This window comes from Polaromonas sp. CG_23.6 (assembly GCF_029892315.1).
Classification (GTDB): domain Bacteria; phylum Pseudomonadota; class Gammaproteobacteria; order Burkholderiales; family Burkholderiaceae_C; genus Polaromonas.
Map to the genome: position 1 here is coordinate 1728363 of NZ_JARXUY010000001.1, position 19234 is coordinate 1747596.

Here is a 19234-nt window from a genome sequence, read left to right on the forward strand (position 1 = left end):
AATATAGATGTGCGCCAGAGGCTGATTTGGCTTATTTTTTAGCCGCGTCCATGGCTTTGGATATCCAGCTGTCAAAGGTTTTTTGGTGCGACCTGATCCATCCGTCGGTATGCCGTTCGATGTCCTGCAGCGTGTTCTCGCCCTGGCTCATCCGCAGGTTTTGCGCGTTGATGTCGTTGACCGACACCTTCATGATCTCGAACAGCTTGCCTGCGGCCGGATTTTTGGTCACGAAATCCTTGCTGGCGACGATGTGCTGCGTGTTCACGACAAAGCCGTAGTTTTTGCCAGAAGGCTGCCTGGTGTCCACTTGGGGCCCTTTGCCCGGCAGTGACGAAAACGGCACGTCGAGCCACACCACGTCCTTTCCAGGGCGCAGCACGGCGCTGACCCAGTACGGCGTCCACGTGTAGTAGATGACAGGTTCACCCTGTTTGAAGCGCGTGATGGTGTCGGCAATCAGCGCTGCGTAGGTACCTTGCTTGTGCGACACGGTGTCACGCAATTTGTAGGCGTCGATATGGTGGTCGATGATGTTCTCGCAGGCCCAGCCGGGCGTGCAGCCTGTCAGGTCGGCCTTGCCATCGCCGTCGGTGTCAAACAGCTTGGCAATCTTCGGGTCCTTGAGTTGCCCGATGTTGGTGATCTTGTAAGCGTCTGCAGTTTTTTTGTCGATCACATAGCCCTGCGCAGCGTTGTTTGAGTACACACCCTGGCGCGAGAGTTTGTCTTTACCGCCGGCGTTCTTGAAATAGTCGTCCTGTTGTGGATTCCAGTGGTCGGCCATGAAAGTCGCATCACCGTTGGCTATGGCGATATGCGCCGTGGCGTACTCCACCTCCTTGATGGGCTGAACGTCATAGCCAAGCTTTGCCAGTGCGCGGTTGACCAGCAGTGTCTGGAAGGTCTCTTCGGCCAGCGAGCTCTTGAGTGGCTGCACCTTGATGCCCTTGCCGGGTAAGTCGGCGGCGGCATGTGCGCCCAAGGTCAGCGTCAGCAGGCATGCCGCGAGCAAGGGTCGGGTGAAGTTGCGCGTTTTGATCGTCATTGCCAAGGGAATCCTTTTTTTACTGAGCGGAGGGTGCAAAGGTGACATCGTCGCGTGAGTTACCGCCCACAACCTGCCCATTTGCGCAGCGCACAAGCGCTATGGTTTATATAGCTGCTTGTGCTTTGAGAATCAGTGTGCGTGTCTGATTTTTCTTACTTCTTGGCGACGGCCATGGATTGTGCAATCCAGCTGTCAAAGGTCTTTTGGTGTCCCTTGATCCATGCATCGGTGTGCTGCTCAATGTCTTTTTGCGAGTTCTCGCCATTTTTCATGCGCTGGTTCTGGGCGTTGATATCGCCGACGGGCAGCCTCATCACTTCGAACAACTTGGCAGCCGACGGGTTCTGGTCGGTGAAGGCCTTGTTGGCCACGATGCGCTGGGTGTTCAGCGTGAAGCCGTAGTTCTTGCCATTGGGCAACTTGGTGTCGAGCTTGGATTGCGCGCCAGGCAGCGACGAGTAAGGCACTTCGAGCCAGACCACATCCTTGCCGGGACGCAGCACGCCGCTGATCCAGTACGGGGTCCAGGTGTAGTAAAGAACCGGCAGGCCTTTTTCGAAGCGGGTGATGGTGTCTGCCATCAATGCCGAGTAGGTGCCCTGCGCATGCGAGACGGTCTCGCGCAAGCCGAAGGCGGTGAGCTGGTGCTCAATCACGGCTTCGCAGCCCCAGCCGGGATTGCAGCCGGTCATGTCAGCCTTGCCGTCACCTGTGGAGTCAAACAGCTTGGCCAGCTTGGGATCTTTCAGCTGGTCGATGCGGGTAATCTTGTATTTGTCAGCGGTCTTTTTGTCGATCAGGTAGCCCTGCGCGGCATTGCTAGAGTACACGCCCTTACGAAACAGCTTGGCGTCACCGCCACCGTTATTGTAGAAGTCGGCATGCAGCGGGTCCCAGTGGTCGGCCAGAAAGGTGGCATCCCCGTTGGAAATCGCAACATGGCCGGTGGCCGCTTCGATTTCCTTGATCGGCTGCACGTCAAAACCCAGTTTTTCCAGCCCGCGGCTGACCAGCAGCGTCTGGAAGGTTTCTTCGGCAATCGCGCTTTGAATGGGTTGAACCTTGACGCCTTTGCCGGGCAAGTCAGCGGCGCTGGCCGTCGTGGCGGCCAGACCGAGGCTCAGAAGTCCGGTGGCGAGCAGGGTGCGTGTGAAATGGAGGGTTGTCATCATTTGAAAGTTTCCTTTTGAGTGAGTGAATTCAGCGGAGGGTGCAGCGGTGCCAGAAGCATCAATGCGCGGCTGGCGTCAGGCCGGGCGTGGCCTGCACCGTTTGGGATTCCGGGTCGGCCTTGGCCCCGGCTTGGGCAGCGACTTCGGACTTGTCAGCACGGTGCATCAGCGACCAGACCAGGCCGGACGGGCCGGTCTGCCACCAATGGCGAACACCGCGGCGTGGCTGACCCAGGGACTGGGTGATGCGGTCCAGCGTGATGGCCAGCAGCACAATGCCCAGTCCGCCAACGGTGGCCAGGCCCATGTCGAGCCGGCCAATGCCGCGCAAGACCATCTGGCCGAGGCCGCCCACGGCGATCATCGAGGCGATCACCACCATCGACAGCGACAGCATCAGCGTCTGGTTGACACCGGCCATGATGGACGGCATGGCCAGTGGCAGCTGGACTTTCACCAGCATCTGCAGCGGCGAAGCACCATAGGCGCGTGCGGCCTCGATCAGGTCAGGCCGCACCTGGCGAATGCCCAGGTTGGTCAGGCGGATCAGCGGCGGCAGCGCAAAGACGATGGTGACAATCACGCCAGGAACGTTGCCAATGCCGAACAGCATCACCACCGGCACCAGGTAGACGAAAGCAGGCGTGGTCTGCATCGCGTCCAGTATCGGGCGCATCAAACGCATGGCGCGGTCGCTGCTGGCCAGCAAGATGCCCAGCGGCAGGCCCACGACCAGGCAAAATGCCAGCGAGGTCAGCACCAGCGACAGCGTCACCATGGCTTCGGGCCAGATGCCCAGCATCGCCACCAGCAGCAGCGACACGACGGCGCCAATCGCCAGCCCGCGGCCGGTGAACTGCCAGGCCACCAAACCAATGAAGGCAATCATTGCCAGTGAAGGCACGCTTTGCAGCAGGCCTTCAACGCTGGTCAGGGTGCTGTCGATCGGCCCACGTACGGTCTGGAAAAAGGGACGGAAGTTGTCGACCACCCAGGCCAGGCCACTGTTGATCCAGCTCTCGACGGGCAGCGAGCCGTCCCACAGTTGCTGGATCTGAAAACCGGTGACCACGTCGGTGTCCATGGCGGGCGCATCGAGCCAGTCGCTACCGCCGCTGACGGCTTCTGTCGGTTGCGTGGCGGTTTGCCACGCGTCTCCAGAGGCAGCGGCCGGTGCGCTTTCGATCGGCATGCCCCAGGCGTCGAGCTGCGCAGGCGCCGTGCTGGCGCTGTTGATGGCGGGGGTGGACTGTATCGGCATGCCCCAGGGATCGAGCTGCTGCGGTGCGGCGGCCATCACAGGCGTTGCACTGTCAGCGGCGGCCAGGATGATGGGGGTGTTGGTTTCGTTCATAAGCGTTCTTTCATGATCACTGTGCGGGTACGGAAGGGGTGTCGCGGTCAAGGAATTTCAGCAAAGTGGTTTTGCTGATGGACCCATGGAACTTCCCGTCGGCGTCCGTCACCGGCACCGGGTAAGGGGACTGCGCCACCTGGCCATACAGGCCGTTGACCGAATCGTCAGCGGCAATCGTCAGCACATCCGGCAGATAAGCATGCGCCAGGCCCAGCGGCCCGACATGGCCATGCAGCGCCTTGCGCAGTGATTCTGCCGAGACCACGCCAAGGTACTGCTCTTTGGTGCTGACCACATAGGCGTAGTCACGGTCACGGTCTTCCAGCATCTTGAGTGCGGCGCGCGAGCCGCTGCTGGCATGTTCGGCGACCACGACCTGGGACTTTCGGGCAATGTCGGCGGCCTTGAAGACCGCTGCGGCATCGACCCCGTGGGTGAAGCTGCGCACATAGGCGTCAGCCGGGTTGCGCAAAATCTCGTCCGGCGTGCCGACCTGCACCACGTGGCCATCTTTCATGATGGCAATGCGGTCGCCGATGCGCATGGCTTCGTCCAGGTCATGCGAGATGAAAACGATGGTGCGGCGCTTGACCTGTTGCAGGCGCAGCAACTCAGACTGCATTTCAGTGCGGATGATCGGGTCCAGTGCTGAAAACGCCTCGTCCATCAGCAAGATGGAAGGGTCCGATGCCATGGCCCGGGCCAGGCCCACGCGCTGCTGCATGCCGCCTGAAAGCTCGTCCGGGTAGCTGGCACCCCAGCCGGCCAGGCCGACCTGTTCAAGGGCCTGCTCGGCTGCGGCGTGGCGCTCGGCGCTGCTCACGCCGGCCAGTTCCAGACCCAGCGCGGTGTTGTCCCGCACGGTCATGTGCGGCATCAGCGCAAACGACTGGAACACCATGCTGATGTCCTTGCGGCGCAGGGCACGTAATTCCTTGTCTTTCAATTTGCTGATGTCGGCGCCATCCACCAGGATGCGGCCCGATGTGGGCTCGATCAGCAGGTTGAGCAGGCGCACCAGCGTGGATTTGCCTGAACCTGACAGGCCCATGACGACGAAAATCTCGCCTGCTTCAATGGTCAGGCTGGCGTCGAAAACGCCGATGGTGGCGCCTGTCTGGGCCAGAATTTCTTCTTTGGTGCAGCCCTGGCTGACGAGATCAAGTGCGGCCTGCGGGCTGTCGCCGAAAACCTTGAACACATGATCGATGATGATTTGTTTGGCCATGCAGGCGAACTCTCTTTTTTACGTTGAAAGGAATAATCAACTTGCCAGCACGAATGCCAGGCAAGAAGCTCCGGAAATGTGTCCCTGATCTGATCGTTACGCCCGGGTGCATGCACACAGGGGCTACAAAAAAGGCGCGGTCACATTGCTGTGACCTGTCGGCGTTCATGGCGCTCACGCCATGGAAGGCGTTTGATTAAAAAGGCCTGTTCAGAACACTTTTAAGGGCGCATGCGTTGTGTGATGCACAACGTTGGCTGTAAGAAAAAAGATTCAGTTGCCGAGACAGTATCCAGAATACGGTGCTGGCATTTGGTTTTTGTAGGAATTTGACTACATGCTTGCCAGTAGTAAAGCGGATGCGTATTATAGCTATTGGCTATTTAAAAGTCAATAGCCATGGCTTTTGAGTCCATTAATAAGGGTTTTGGCGGTATCCCAGTCAATACCTTTCGTCTTTTCTAACTATCAAAAAAATAGCACTTTAAGCATGTCTGGCATGCGCAAAGTGCTAAAAATACTCAAAAATCTGACTGCTTTGGCAATGGGACAGCCATCGAAGCCGATTCGGACAGGAGAAAATGGAAAACAGGCCTGGCTACCCGCACGGCATACGCTTTTCAGTTCATGAAGGCCGGCGTTCGGGCACTGAATCTTTCGGCGGCGCTGCCTTGCCAGGCACCAGCAGGTGCAACGCCGCCTGCGCCATCATGTTGGCCGACACAGGGGCGGTCACAAATACAAACAGCGTGATCAGCAGTTCTGCAAAACCGGCGCGCCCCTGGTCGGCGGCCAGCAGCATGCTGGCCACCAGCAGGCTGCCGATGCCCAGCGTGGAGGCTTTGGTGGGCGCATGCAGCCGCATGAAAAAATCCGGCAACCGGGCCAGCCCGATGGCGCCCACCAGCAGGAAAAAAGAGCCCACCAGCAGCAGGGCGGCCGCCAGCCCTTCAACAACAGTGTGAAAGTTCATGGTGATGCCTTTTGCTTCATTCGATGACGTCGCCGCGTGTCAGGTAACGCGCCAGCGCCACCGTGGAAACAAAACCCAGCATGGCCATGATCAGGGCTGCTTCGAAAAGCAGTGCCGTGTCCAGGCGGATGCCCAGCAAAACCACCAGCGCCACGGCGTTGATGTACAGCGTGTCGATGGCCAGCACGCGGTCCATGATGTGGGGGCCGCGCGCCAGACGCCAGGCGCACAGCAGCAGGGCCAGCGACACGGCGCCTGTGGCAATGTCGAGCGCCAGCGCCAGGAAGTTGACGTTCATGGGCTTTCTCCTTTGGGCGCGCCTTGTGGGTTCTGCGGCTTTTGCAACCGTGATTCAAAGATGATCTGCAGTGGACGCTCGTAACGTGCCTGGATGTCGGCCACCATTTGCGCGGGATCGGTGCAGTCCAATGCGTGAACCAGAATATGGCGGCGCTGCTCGTCAATGGTGCACGACACCGTGCCAGGTGTGGTGGTGATGATGCTGGCCAGCAGTGAAATGGCGGTGGGATGGCTGAGCGCCAGCGGCACCGTGATCCAGGCGGGTTGCAACTGCGCCATTGGCCCCAGCACCAGCCGCGCCACTGTGATGTTGGACACCACGATGTCCCACAGCACGACCCCCAGCAGCCGCACGGCCGGCAACATGCGCATGGGCGATGAAATGTGCAAGAAACCGTGCAACAGTCGCGGCACGATGAGACCGATGAGCACCGCTGAAATCAGGTGAAAGGGCGCCAGCGTCTGCTGCAGCAGCAGCCAGGTGATACCCAGAAGCGCCGACAGCCAGGGGTGACCGAACCAGCCTGCTTTTTGTGTCTTGTTCATGGTGTTCCTTTCTGTGCTGGTAACACCACTTCGCCTTCGCCGGCCCGGTAAGGCCGGGTCGTGTCGGCCGCGGCACCCCCCACGGGGCCCAGCACCGCTTGCGCATAGGCGGCCCGGTCGGCCAGTTGCAACGCTGCGGCATCGGTGTAGCGTTTAAGCGGAGAAGCCGCCACAGCCAGCAGCAGGCTCAAGGCCAGCAAAGCCAGCGTGGCGCGGGTCAGGCGCATGCTGGAGCCGGGGCGGATGGTGTGTTTTCCTTCGGGCAGCACGTTCCAGAAAAGTATGGACCCGGCACGTGCCAGCCCGATCATCGTCATGACGCTGGTGGCCAGCACCACGCTCCAAACCCAGGCATGGGCAGGTGTCAGCGCCGAGCTTTCAAGAATCATCAGCTTGCCCAGAAAGCCGGGCAGCGGCGGCAGGCCCGCCACAGAGGCTGCACCCAGCAGGGTCATCATGCCCAGCAAAATGGGCTGGGCCACGGGCGCTGCAGGTTGCAACCGGTCGCCGGTGTCGCCGCGTTGGGTGGCCACCAGTTCGACCAGCAGGAACAGCGCCGCTGCCACCAGCGTGCTGTGCATCATGTAGTAAAGCGCCGCAGACAAGGCGGCCGGCGTGTACAGGCCGACACCGGCCAGCACAGTACCCACCGAGGCCACGGTCAGGTACGCCACCAGCCGCGCCAGGCTGTGCGCGGCGAGCGCGCCGAGCACGCCCAGTGCAATGGTCAGCAGCGCCATCGGCAGCAGCCACGGCTGGGCCGCCAGCGCGGCATGTCCCGCGCCGTCGCCCAGCATCACGCCGTGCACCCGGATGATGCTGTACACACCGACCTTGGTCATGATGGCAAACATGGCGGCGACCGGCGCACTGGCCGCGGCATAGGTGTTGGGCAGCCACATGTAAAGCGGCACGATGGCGGCCTTCAGGCCAAACACCACCAGCAGCACCATGGCCCCCGCCTTGAACAGTGATGCCTGCTCGGGGTCAAGCCGACCGACGCGCAATGCCAGGTCGGCCATGTTGAGCGTGCCGGCCACGCCGTAAATGATCGCCAGCCCAACCAGGAACAGCGCCGAGGCCACCAGGTTGAGCACCACGTAATGCACGCCGGCCTTGAAGCGCTCGCGGCCCTGGCCATGCACCAGCAGCACATACGACGCGATCAGCAGCACCTCGAAAAACACAAACAGGTTGAACAGGTCACCGGTGACGAAGGCGCCCGACAGGCCCATCAGCAAAAAGTGGAACATGGTGTGAAAGTGCCGTCCACGCGCATCCCAGCCGCCAGCGGCATACCAGAGCACCGGCACCGCAATGGTCCAGGTCAGTGCCAGCATCATCGCGCTCAGGCGGTCCACCACCAGCACGATGCCAAACGGCGCGGGCCAGCCGCCCAGGGGATAGACATTGAGCGACCCCATGGAGGCTTCGGTCATCAGCCGCCAGGCCAGTACAGCCCCCAGTGCCACTGAAGAAAAGCTGAGCAGCCGCCGGCGTTGCAGCAGCCGTCCGCCGTGGTTGGCTTCGCCGCCCTTGTCGCCCATCAGCAGCAGGGCAACGGCGGTGAACATTGGCAGCAACACCGGCAGCACCGGCAGATGCGTTTGAAAAAAGAGGCTCAGGAGTTCACTCATGCGGCGTCGTTCCGGGCAGGGCCTGGGCGGTGGCCGGGCTCATGCCCGTCCACATGGTCGCTGCCCGATTCATGGCGGCTGCGCAGCGCCAGTTCCACCACAAAGCCGGTGGTGGCAAAACCGATGACGATGGCGGTCAGAACCAGCGCTTGCGGCAGCGGGTCGGCCACGCGCCCGGTGGCTGAAAGAATCGGCGCTGCATCCTGCCAGAGGCGGCCCATGGCAAAGATGAACACGTTCACCGCATAGCCCAGCAGGCTCATGCCCAGCACGACGGGCCAGGTGCGCCCGCGCAGGATCAGGTAGATGCCGGTGGCGGTGACAGCGCCAATGCCGCTGGCAACCAGGAATTCGAGGCTCATGGTGTGACTTCTTTGGAACGGCGTGCCGGCACTGGCGTACCGGTTTCGCGGGACACGGTGCCCAGGGTGGAAAGCGTCAGCAGCGTCGCGCCGACCACGGTGATGTAAACCCCCAGGTCAAACAGCGCGGCGGTGGCCAGCGGCAACTGGCCCAGCAGCGGCACATCAGGGTGGCCGTGGGCACTGGTCAGAAAAGGCTGGCCCAGCACGAAGGCGCCGATACCCGTCAGCCCGGCGATGCCCAGCCCGATGCCGATCCAGCGCACGAAGCGGTTGCCGCCATCGGCCCGCAGCAACGCTTCAGCACGCGACTGGCCCCTGGCCATGTACTGCAGCACCAGCGCCACGGCAGTGATCAGCCCGGCAATGAATCCGCCGCCTGGCTGGTTGTGGCCGCGCATGAAGATGTAGAGCGTCACCACCAGGGCCAGTGGCAGCAGCATGCGCGCGGCCACGCGCAGCATCAGCGGCTGCGTGGCAAAGGTCCATGGCAGGCCGCCGCCATCCGTCGCCGGGCGGCGTGCGCGCATGCCGTCCATCAGCGCCAGCACGCCGACAGCGGCAATTGCCAGCACGGTGATTTCCCCGAAGGTGTCGTAGCCCCGGAAGTCCACCAAAATGACGTTGACCACATTGGTGCCGCCACCGGCCACGGCCGAGTTGTTCAAGAAATACCAGGCAATCGAGTCATGGTCGCGCGTCAACATCACCCAGGCCAGCCAGGCGATGCCCGAGCCGCCCGCCAGCGCCAGAACACCATCGCGCCAGCGGCGGGACACGCTCGATTCGCGCGGCGTTTTCTGGGGCAGCAGCGCCAGCCCCATCAGCAGCAGCACGGTGGCGACCAGCTCGACCGTCAGTTGCGTCAGTGCCAGGTCGGGAGCCGAGAAGCCGACGAAGGTCATGGCCGTCACCAGGCCGATCACCCCGGCCACCACCACCGACTGGAAGCGGTCGTGGTGGCGCAGCGCCAGCCATCCGCAGCACATCAGCACCAGTCCCCACAACACCAGGGCAGGCAGGTTAACCGGCAGCAGGACGCGCGAGCCCGTGCCCGGAGCGTCGCCAAACAGCAAGGGCGTGCTGGCCACGACCACGGTGGCGATCAGCATCCAGGCGATGTAGCGCTGCAGCGACGCGGTTTCGAGCAGCCCCGTCAGCCGGCCGGCGCTTTCAAACAGGCGGTCGCTTCCCCGCGTGAACAGCTTCAGCCCGGTCAGCAGGCCGAACCAGTTTTCGGAATTCAGGCGGTGCAGCCGGCCACCGCGCGCCAGCGTGAAATACAGCGCAGCACCACCGGCCAGCGCCAGCACGCTGAGCACCAGTGGCAAGTTGAATCCGTGCCAGATCGCCAGGGTAAAGGCCGGCGGCGCCGTTCCCAGCATGGACGTGGCGGCCACCAGCACCAGGGGCCCGAGCAGCAGCGACGGCAGGATGCCGACCGCGATGCAGACCACCGCCAGCAGTATGACCGGTACCTTCATGCCCAGCGGCGGCTCGTGCGGGTGGGCCTTGGGCATATCGCGCGCCGGGCCGTTGAAGAAAATGTCGTGCACCAGCCGCACCGAATACGCCACGCTGAACAGCGCCGCCAGGGTCGCCAGGGCGGGAACCAGCCAGCGCCAGCCGCCGGCCTGGCCAAACGTCACGGCCTCGGTCAGGAACATTTCCTTGGACACAAAGCCGTTGAACAGCGGCACGCCCGCCATGGCCGCCGCTGTGACCATTGCCAGCGTTGCTGTCCAGGGCATGAGGCGCCCCAGGTTGCCCAGCAGGCGCATGTCGCGCGTGCCGGTTTCATGGTCGATGATGCCGGCAATCATGAACAGCGAAGCCTTGAAGCTGGCATGGTTCAGGATGTGGAACAGCGCCGCCACCGCCGCCAGCGGCGAGCCCAGGCCGATCAAAAACGTGATCAACCCCAGGTGGCTGATGGTCGAATAGGCCAGCAGGCCCTTGAGGTCGTGCTTGAAAATCGCAATGAAGGCGGCAAACGCCATCGTCACCAGGCCAGTGGTGCTGACCAGCCCGGCAAACAGGTCAGTGCCGCCAATCACCGGCGTCAGGCGGGCAAGCAAAAAAATTCCCGCCTTGACCATGGTGGCCGAATGCAGGTAGGCCGATACCGGGGTCGGCGCCGCCATCGCCTGCGGCAGCCAGAAGTGAAACGGAAACTGCGCGCTTTTGGTGAAGCAGCCAAGCAGGATCAGCAGCAACGCGGCGGGATAAAGAGGATCGGCCTGAATGGCCGCGCCCTGGCCCAGCATCTGGCTCAGCTCATAGGTGCCGGCGATCTGGCCGAGCAGGACAAAGCCGCCCAGCATCGCCAGGCCGCCGCCGCCGGTGATGGCCAGCGCCATGCGCGCGCCGTCGCGCGCGTCGGCCCGGTGCTGCCAATAGCCGACCAGCAAGAACGACGAAATGCTGGTGAGTTCCCAGAACACGATCAGCAGCAGCAGGTTGTCCGACAGGGCAATGCCCAGCATCGCCGCCATGAACAGCATCAGCGTGCTGTAGAACTTGCCGACCGGATCGTCCTTGCCAAGGTAAAAATGCGCGTACACGATGATCAGCAGGCCGATGCCGGTGATCAGCAACGCGAACATCAGTGACAGGCCGTCGAGCCGCAGGCCCAGGTTCAGGCCGATTTCCGGCACCCAGGGGATGAAGTCGTGGATCACCTTGCCGCGCATCACGGCGGGCGCGCGGACCATGAGTAAGGCAAGGCTGGCGGCCGTGACTGCAGCGGCCAGCCAGGCCGTGCGTCCACGGTGGTTCTTAGAGAGTTTGGCGCCGGACCAGCCGGTGAGGAGGGTGCCAGCCAGCAGCGGCAGGAGGATGATCAGCAGTAGCAAGGTTGGGGGTCGTCCTTTAGGGAGCGGTCATTCTAGTTGGCTGGTTTTTCAAGCCAGCGCATGTGGAATTGATCCGCCGGCAAAACGCTACGTGCCTGCAGGTGGAACTGGCCGTTGTTCAGTCCGGACGGTCCGGGGTCTTTTTTCGCTTTATCAACATCACGATGAGCGTGATCAGCGTGATCGGAATCACGAAGCTCATCATCGCCATCGAGAACACGCCCAGCGTTTCATGCTGCCGGGTGGCCAAAATCAGGTAGGTGACATAGGCTGCGTAGTAAAGAACAAATACACCGCCTTCCCAACGGGCAATCTCGCGCCCGGTCAGGAAAATCGGCAGGCAGGCGAGTGCAACGGCAATCATGACCCATATGTCGAAATTGAGGATGGCCGCCGGCATGACCAGACCCGCGTTGCCCGATACGAGGCCCGCCAGGCCCAGGCAGCCCAAGAGGTTGAAGGTGCAACTGCCGACCACGTTGCCGACCGCGATGTCGCGCTCACCCTTGATGGCTGCCATGACCGAGGTGGCCACTTCGGGCATGGACGTTCCGGCAGCCACGATGGTCAATCCGATTACCAGGTCGCTCACGCCCAGTGCCTTGGCAAAAATGGTCGATGCCGTGACCAGCCAGTCCGAACCGAGCACCAGCAGGCCCAGGCCGGCAACGATCAGCAGCAGTTGAGCCGGAAGTTTCGAGTCCCAGCCGCCTGACGGCGCAGGCGTGGCTTCAGCCGAGTAATGGTCTTGCGCAGCCTTGCCTTCGGCGCGCGATTGCACGATCAAAAACACCGTGTAGGCCAATGCCAGGCAAAACAGAAGTACCCCATCCATCAGGCTGATCGTGCCGTCCAGGCCCAATGCCAGCAGCAGCAGCGACGCGCCAATCATGATCGGCACTTCCTGGCGTATCAGCTGGATGTTGACGATCAAGGGCGTGATCAGCGCCGACACGCCCAGCACGAACAGCACGTTGAAAATGTTGCTGCCGACCACGTTGCCAATGGCAATGTCGGTCTGGCCATTGAGCACCGCAGCTGTGGAGACGGCCATTTCAGGCGCACTCGTGCCAAAAGCCACGATGGTCAGGCCCACCACCAGCGGCGAGATGCCGAACGACAGCGCCAGTTTGGACGCGCCACGCACCAGCAGCTCGGCCCCTAGAACCAAGCCGATCAGGCCGCCTATGAACAGCAAAAAGGTCATGAAAAATCTTTTGAAGGATTCAGTAGGGTTTCTGGCTGTGCGACATCATCCGGTCGGTCGCGGCAATTGCCAGGGCGCTGAGCAGGAACGTGATGTGGATCACCGTTTGTGCAATCAGCACCCGGTCGGTGTAGTTGTCGGCATTGATGAATGTCTTGAGCAGATGAATCGAGCTGATGCCGATGATGGCGGTGGCCAGCTTGACCTTGAGCACCGAGGCGTTCACATGGCTGAGCCACTCTGGCTGGTCGCGGTGGCCTTCAAGATTCAGGCGGCTGACAAAGGTTTCATAACCTCCGACGATCACCATGATCAGCAGGTTGGAAATCATGACCACGTCAATCAGTGCCAGCACCACCAGCATGATGACGGTCTCGTTCAGCGTGGTCACCGGTGCGCTGGTCTTGTAGCCAATGCTCGTGATCAGCGCCTGCAATGCTGTCTGGCTGCCAAAGACCGCCTCGACCAGGTGCATCAATTCCACCAGGAAATGGAAGACATAGACGCCCTGGGCTGCGATCAGTCCCAAATACAGCGGCACCTGCAACCAGCGGCTGGCGAAGATCAGATTAGGCAAAGGACGCAGCGGCGTGAGTTTTGGGGGAGTAGGTAGAGACATGGACAAACCGTTACTAGAGGGTGGGAATTGTAGGATGCGCTGAACACCTGCCGAATCACATGGATTAAGCTGGAAGCACGTCAGTGGCCTGTAAGTGCGAGGCCCGAAAGTACGACCGATTCAATGACCCAAGGAGACATGATTAATGAGCACCCCTGACAATTCCATCCAGTCCACGTTGGTTGAAAACCGCGTGTTTCCACCCAGTGATGCCACCGTGAAGGCTGCCCGGATTTCCGGCATGGAGGGCTACAACGCCCTGTGCGCAGAAGCTGCCAATGACTTCGAAGGCTTCTGGGCCCGGTTGGCACGCGAAAACCTGAGCTGGAAAAAGCCATTCACGCAGGTGCTGGATGAATCCAATGCCCCGTTTTACAAGTGGTTTGCCGATGGCGAGTTGAATGCCTCCTACAACTGTCTGGACCGCCACCTGGGCACGCCAACAGAAAACAAGAAAGCCATCATTTTCGAGAGCGATGATGGCAAGGTGACCAACGTCACCTACAAGGAACTGCACGCCAGGGTCAGCCAGTTCGCCAGCGCGTTGAAAGACATGGGCATTCAAAAGGGCGACCGCGTTGTCATCTACATGCCGATGACGGTTGAAGGCATTGTTGCCATGCAGGCCTGCGCCCGCATCGGCGCCACGCATTCGGTGGTGTTCGGCGGCTTTTCGGCCAAGAGCCTGCAAGACCGCATTCAGGACGCCGGTGCCGTTGCGGTCATCACCGCAAACTTCCAGCTGCGTGGTGGCAAGGAGTTGCCGCTCAAGGCCATCGTCGATGACGGCATTGCAATGGGTGGTTGCGAGTCGATCAAGAACGTCATCGTTTACCAGCGCACGCCGACTGCCTGCAACATGGTGGCCGGCCGCGACAGCCTGATGCATGAGGTCACGGCCAAGGCCAACCCTGTCTGCGATCCTGAATTCGTGGGTGCCGAGCATCCGTTGTTCGTGCTTTACACGTCCGGCTCGACCGGCAAGCCCAAAGGCGTGCAGCACAGCACGGGCGGCTACCTGATGTGGGCCAAGCTGACCATGGACTGGACATTCGATCTGCAGCCGTCGGACGTGTTCTGGTGCACCGCAGATATTGGCTGGATCACCGGGCACACCTACATCGCTTATGGCCCGCTCGCTGCTGGCGCCACGCAGGTGGTGTTTGAAGGCGTTCCGACTTACCCGAACGCCGGGCGCTTCTGGCAGATGATCGAAAAACACAAGGTCACGATTTTCTACACCGCACCCACCGCCATTCGTTCGCTGATCAAGGCCGCCGATGCAGACGCAGCGGTGCATCCGGACCGGTCAGACCTGAGCAGCCTGCGCATCCTGGGCTCGGTCGGCGAGCCGATCAATCCCGAAGCCTGGATGTGGTACTACAAAAACATCGGCCATGAGCGCTGCCCGGTGATCGACACCTTCTGGCAAACCGAAAACGGCGGCCACATGATCACGCCGCTGCCAGGCGCAACACCGCTGGTTCCCGGTAGCTGCACGCTGCCGCTTCCGGGCATCATGGCCGCCATCGTCGACGAAACCGGCAAGGACCTGCCCAATGGTTCGGGCGGCATGCTGGTGTTCAAGCGTCCGTGGCCAGCCATGATCCGCACCATCTGGAATGATCCCGAGCGTTTCAAGAAAAGCTATTTCCCCGAAGAAATGGGCGGCAAGATTTATCTGGCCGGCGACGGCGCTGTGCGCAATATCGACAACGGTTACTTCCGCATCACCGGCCGCATTGACGACGTGCTGAACGTGTCGGGTCATCGTATGGGCACGATGGAAATCGAGTCGGCGCTGGTGGCGCATCCGCTGGTGGCTGAAGCCGCCGTGGTGGGCCGTCCCGACGACCTGACGGGTGAAGCGATTGTGGCTTTTGTGGTGCTCAAGCGTTCACGTCCTGAAGGTGACGAAGCCAAGGCGATTGCCAAGGAACTGCGCGACTGGGTGGGCAAAGAGATTGGCCCGATTGCCAAACCGAAGGACATCCGCTTTGGCGACAACCTGCCCAAGACACGCAGCGGCAAGATCATGCGCCGACTGCTGCGCGGCGTGGCCAAGGGCGAAACAGCCCCACAGGACACCTCGACGCTTGAAAATCCGGCGATTCTGGAACAACTGATGCAGAACCTGTAAAGTCTTTGCAGGGCCGATGGGGTCTGCCTACAAAAAAGCCCGTCAATTGACGGGCTTTTTTGTGACTTCGAGTTTGTGGGTTGCCACTGCGGCAACCACACGCAGGATGATTACTTTTGCGTCAGGATCCAGGCCACCAATTGTTTGGCCTCTGCTGGCGTGACCTGCGAATTGGCTGGCATGGGAACGGGTCCCCAGACACCGCCACCGCCCTTGAGAACTTTGGCTTCCAGTTTCGCGACGGCGTCTGCCTGGCCCGCATATTTGGCCGCCACATCCTTATAAGATGGTCCCACCAGTTTTTTGTCAACGGCGTGGCAGGCCATGCAGTTTTTGGCCGTTGCCAATTGCAGGTCAGCCATGGCCGGAGCGCAGACTGCAAAACCTGCCGCAATGGAAGCGATTGCCAAAAGAGTGCGTTTCAGTTTCATATGTTGGCCTCATTCGTAAAGGGTGATGGATTCGGTTACAGTGATTTAACGCGATTGTAGAGGCGGGAGTTGACCAAGGACCATGGCCACAATTTCCAGGTAATCTGTCCGATTTCAGGAGTTCAGTATGTATTTTTTGTTGATCGGCGTTTTGGGCCTGGCCCTGAAATACCTGGAAACTGAACCGGTGGCCGGTTTGAGCTGGTGGCTTATTTTGTTGCCATTTGCGCTGGCTGCTGCATGGTGGGCATGGGCTGATGCCTCGGGCTACTCCAGGCGCAAGGAAATTAAAAAAATGGATGACCGCAAGCAAAAACGCATCGACAAGCAGCGCGCGGCCATGGGCTTGATCTCCAAAAAACGGTCTTGAAGCTGTTGCTCCCACGCTGACTGCGGCGGCCTTGACAAAGGTAAAAAGCCCGTGAGGTGGGTATTTCACAGGCTTTTAATGTCGCAATTCAATGCTCATGCATCAATAGTCGTCCAGCACGGCTCCTTTGCTGGCGCTTGATGCATTGAACGCAAACTTGGCCTGCACGCCGCGCGTGTAACGCGGTGCAGGTGCCGTCCAGCCGACCTTGCGGCTGTCGAGTTCAGCGTCGCTGATGTTGAGTTGCAGCAGCAACTGGTTGGCATCAATCGTGATTGAATCGCCCTCGCGGATGAATGCGATGTTTCCGCCAGCCGCCGCTTCAGGCGCGACATGGCCAACCACCATTCCCCAGGTGCCCCCCGAGAACCGTCCGTCGGTGATCAAGCCGACGCTTTCGCCGAGGCCGGCGCCAATCAGTGCACCAGTCGGTGCCAGCATTTCCGGCATGCCCGGGCCGCCCTTGGGGCCAAGGTAGCGCAGCACCATCACGTCGCCGGCCACGATCTTGCCGTCCAGAATCGCCTTCAGGCCCGACTGCTCATCTTCAAACACGCGCGCAGGTCCGGTCATGACCGGATTCTTCAGGCCGGTAATTTTCGCCACGCAGCCTTCGGGCGACAGGTTGCCTTTCAAAATCGCCAGGTGGCCGTGGGCATACATCGGCTTGTTGATAGGGCGGATCACGTCCTGATCTGAGCGTGGCGCATCAGGGACGTCAGCCAGCACTTCGGCAATCGTCTGGCCTGAAATGGTGATGCAGTCGCCATGCAGCAAGCCGGCGACCAGCAGCATTTTCATCACCTGTGGAATCCCGCCCGCCTGGTGCAGGTCGACCGCCAGATATTCGCCCGATGGCTTGAGGTTGCACAGCACCGGGGTTTTCTGGCGCACGCGCTCGAAGTCGTCAATCGTCCATTCGACGTCGGCCGCATGGGCAATGGCCAGGAAATGCAGCACCGCATTGGTCGAGCCGCCTGTGGCCATGATGACCGCCACAGCGTTTTCGATCGATTTACGGGTCACGATGTCGCGTGGCTTGATGTCTTTCTTGACCGCCTCGATCAGCACCTTGGCCGACTCCTTGGCCGAGTTCAGTTTCTCGTCATGCGGATTGGCCATGGTGCTGGAGTAGGGCAGCGAGATGCCCAGGGCCTCGAATGCGCTGGACATGGTGTTGGCGGTGTACATGCCACCGCAGCTGCCAGTTCCGGGAATGGCGCGGCGCTCGATCTGCAGCAGGTCTTCGTCGCTCAGGCGGCCAGCGGCGTTTTCGCCCACGGCTTCAAACACGCTGACGATGTTCAGGTCTTTGCCTTTGTAGTGGCCCGGCAGAATCGTGCCGCCATAGACATAGATGGCCGGCACGTTGGCGCGCAGCATGCCCATCAGGCCACCGGGCATGTTTTTGTCGCAGCCGCCGACCACCAGTACGCCATCCATCCACTGACCCTGCACGCAGGTTTCGATGCAGTCCGAAATGACCTCTCGGCTTACCAGCGAATACTTCATGCCTTCGGTGCCCATGGCCATACCGTCAGAAATCGTCGGCGTGCCGAATACCTGCGCATTGCCGCCAGCTTCTTCAATTGCGGCAATAGCCGCATCGGCGAGCTTTTGCAGGCCACTGTTGCACGGCGTGATGGTGCTGTGGCCGTTGGCCACGCCAATCATGGGTTTCTTGAAATCACTTTCCTCGTAGCCCATGGCGTAGTACATGGAACGGTTGGGCGCACGGGACTTGCCTTCGGTGATATTGGCCGAGCGGCGGTTGATGGCGATGACTTTGGTTTCCATGGGTTTGGCCTAGGTATGTTGCTGGATTAATGCGAAACGCCAAGTATCCGTGCGTTGAGTGATTCTTTCCAATCCATTTTTCAAGCTGGACTAATATGTTTTGCATATGAAAGAACAACCATCCAAAGACGTACGCACACCCCATTTAATCGAGCTTCGGCTATGGCGTCAGTTTATTGCGGTGGCCGAAGAACTTCATTTCAGCCGGGCTGCCCAACGCTTGAACATGACCCAGCCGCCACTCACCCAAGCCATTGCGCAACTGGAGACGGCATTGGGTCTCAGGCTGTTTGACCGCACCAAGCGCAGCGTACAACTGACGGCGGCGGGCGCCGCCCTGGTGCCCGAAGCGCGCGACCTGCTGGCCCGCGCCGGCGCATTGCCGGTTTTTGCACGCGCCAGCGCTGACGGCGAAGCAGGGCGCTTGCGGCTGGCTTTTGTCTCGACGGTCGGGTTTGATGTGCTGCCGCGCTGGATTCGTGCCTTTCGCGAGCAGCACCCCAAAGTTCAGCTTGAACTGCTTGAGGCAACGGGTGATGTCCAGTTAGAGGCCATCGGGCGCGGTGAAATCGATGCTGGCTTCATCCTGCATTCGCCAGGATTTTCACCGCCCGGCCTGGCCTGCCAGTTGATTGCCCGGGAATCTCTGGTACTGGCTGTGTCCGGGCAAAGCGAACTGGCCACCAGCGGCACGCTAACGCTGAAGAATTTGTTTGACCAGCCGCTGGTGATGTTTCCACGTCGGATTCTGCCTTCGCTGTATGACGCCATTTTTGCGATGTACCACGCGGCGGGCTATCTGCCGGGCGTGGCGCAGGAAGCCATCCAGATGCAGACCATCGTCAACCTGGTGTCCGCTGGCATCGGTGTGGCCTGGGTTCCTGACAGCGTGCGGCAGTTTCAAAGGCCGGGCGTCGTTTATCGCAAAGTATCAGTAGCCAAAGGTCAGGGTATTCCCGGATGCGAGACCAGTTTGGTGTGGCGTCCTGGAGTTGCCAGTCCTGCGCTGCAGCGCTTCATGGCATTTGCACCAAGCTGACAGTGTTTCGTTAGACGGAGTGCGCAATGCCGGGTTGACTGGGGCTGGCCGCAAATTGACGTTTGCAAGCTGCGCGAAGGATAAAAGGTGTAATCTGGGCCAGATAAGGACAAAAAATTACTTTTGTTACTTGATGGGGAGTTGTCCCAT

General features: G+C 60.7%; 17 protein-coding genes. 3 read left to right on the forward strand and 14 right to left on the reverse strand.

Going from position 1 to position 19234, the window contains the following annotated elements; all coding sequences use genetic code 11:
- Nucleotides 1-31 precede the first annotated feature (31 nt).
- From proX (H4V98_RS08145) to H4V98_RS08200, 12 genes are all read right to left on the reverse strand, one after another.
- Nucleotides 32-1048, reverse strand: a complete 1017-nt coding sequence (gene proX, locus H4V98_RS08145; protein WP_196861764.1) for a glycine betaine/L-proline ABC transporter substrate-binding protein ProX — start codon at nt 1046-1048, stop codon at nt 32-34.
- A 155-nt stretch (nt 1049-1203) separates the two neighbouring features.
- Nucleotides 1204-2223 (reverse strand): glycine betaine/L-proline ABC transporter substrate-binding protein ProX, encoded by a 1020-nt coding sequence (gene proX, locus H4V98_RS08150; RefSeq protein WP_196861765.1) that lies wholly within the window; start codon nt 2221-2223, stop codon nt 1204-1206.
- A gap of 58 nt (nt 2224-2281) precedes the next feature.
- Nucleotides 2282-3484: a glycine betaine/L-proline ABC transporter permease ProW gene (gene proW / locus H4V98_RS08155; RefSeq protein WP_255532091.1), complete on the reverse strand. Its 1203-nt coding sequence runs from the start codon at nt 3482-3484 to the stop codon at nt 2282-2284.
- 109 nt (nt 3485-3593) lie between these two features.
- Nucleotides 3594-4808, reverse strand: coding sequence for a glycine betaine/L-proline ABC transporter ATP-binding protein ProV (gene proV, locus H4V98_RS08160; RefSeq protein WP_196861766.1), 1215 nt, complete (start codon nt 4806-4808; stop codon nt 3594-3596).
- A 625-nt stretch (nt 4809-5433) separates the two neighbouring features.
- Nucleotides 5434-5781: a Na+/H+ antiporter subunit G gene (locus tag H4V98_RS08165; RefSeq protein WP_196861767.1), complete on the reverse strand. Its 348-nt coding sequence runs from the start codon at nt 5779-5781 to the stop codon at nt 5434-5436.
- Between the two features lie 16 nt (nt 5782-5797).
- Complete coding sequence (locus tag H4V98_RS08170; RefSeq protein WP_196861768.1) at nt 5798-6079, reverse strand: K+/H+ antiporter subunit F; 282 nt, start codon at nt 6077-6079, stop codon at nt 5798-5800.
- Nucleotides 6076-6627, reverse strand: a complete 552-nt coding sequence (locus H4V98_RS08175; RefSeq protein WP_196861769.1) for a Na+/H+ antiporter subunit E — start codon at nt 6625-6627, stop codon at nt 6076-6078. The genes H4V98_RS08170 and H4V98_RS08175 overlap by 4 nt, the downstream gene beginning before the upstream one ends.
- Entirely contained in the window at nt 6624-8264 is a 1641-nt protein-coding gene (locus H4V98_RS08180) for a monovalent cation/H+ antiporter subunit D (protein WP_196861770.1), read from the reverse strand. The genes H4V98_RS08175 and H4V98_RS08180 overlap by 4 nt, the downstream gene beginning before the upstream one ends.
- Nucleotides 8261-8626 carry a Na+/H+ antiporter subunit C gene (locus tag H4V98_RS08185; RefSeq protein ID WP_196861771.1) on the reverse strand — a complete coding sequence of 122 codons (366 nt, stop codon included), beginning with the start codon at nt 8624-8626 and terminating at the stop codon, nt 8261-8263. Before H4V98_RS08185 ends, H4V98_RS08180 begins: the two co-directional genes overlap by 4 nt.
- Entirely contained in the window at nt 8623-11481 is a 2859-nt protein-coding gene (locus H4V98_RS08190; RefSeq protein WP_196861772.1) for a monovalent cation/H+ antiporter subunit A, read from the reverse strand. Before H4V98_RS08190 ends, H4V98_RS08185 begins: the two co-directional genes overlap by 4 nt.
- 118 nt (nt 11482-11599) lie before the next feature.
- A complete protein-coding gene (locus tag H4V98_RS08195) occupies nt 11600-12688 on the reverse strand; it encodes a calcium/sodium antiporter (protein ID WP_196861773.1) in 1089 nt (362 codons plus the stop codon).
- 19 nt (nt 12689-12707) lie between these two features.
- Entirely contained in the window at nt 12708-13307 is a 600-nt protein-coding gene (locus H4V98_RS08200) for a YqhA family protein (protein ID WP_196861774.1), read from the reverse strand.
- Nucleotides 13308-13452: 145 nt separating this feature from the next.
- Between H4V98_RS08200 and acs the strand changes: the two genes are divergently transcribed.
- Nucleotides 13453-15447 carry an acetate--CoA ligase gene (gene acs / locus H4V98_RS08205; RefSeq protein WP_196861775.1) on the forward strand — a complete coding sequence of 665 codons (1995 nt, stop codon included), beginning with the start codon at nt 13453-13455 and terminating at the stop codon, nt 15445-15447.
- A gap of 110 nt (nt 15448-15557) precedes the next feature.
- On the opposite strand, the gene H4V98_RS08210 is transcribed toward acs, so the two are convergent.
- A complete protein-coding gene (locus H4V98_RS08210; RefSeq protein WP_196861843.1) occupies nt 15558-15872 on the reverse strand; it encodes a c-type cytochrome in 315 nt (104 codons plus the stop codon).
- 133 nt (nt 15873-16005) lie between these two features.
- Between H4V98_RS08210 and H4V98_RS08215 the strand changes: the two genes are divergently transcribed.
- Complete coding sequence (locus H4V98_RS08215; RefSeq protein WP_196861776.1) at nt 16006-16248, forward strand: TIGR04438 family Trp-rich protein; 243 nt, start codon at nt 16006-16008, stop codon at nt 16246-16248.
- Nucleotides 16249-16350: 102 nt separating this feature from the next.
- Here H4V98_RS08215 and ilvD read toward each other — a convergent pair whose 3' ends face one another.
- Nucleotides 16351-18045: a dihydroxy-acid dehydratase gene (gene ilvD / locus H4V98_RS08220; protein ID WP_196861777.1), complete on the reverse strand. Its 1695-nt coding sequence runs from the start codon at nt 18043-18045 to the stop codon at nt 16351-16353.
- A gap of 106 nt (nt 18046-18151) precedes the next feature.
- Here ilvD and H4V98_RS08225 point away from each other — a divergent pair, with 106 nt between their 5' ends.
- Nucleotides 18152-19084 carry a LysR family transcriptional regulator gene (locus H4V98_RS08225; protein ID WP_280757424.1) on the forward strand — a complete coding sequence of 311 codons (933 nt, stop codon included), beginning with the start codon at nt 18152-18154 and terminating at the stop codon, nt 19082-19084.
- Nucleotides 19085-19234 lie beyond the last annotated feature (150 nt).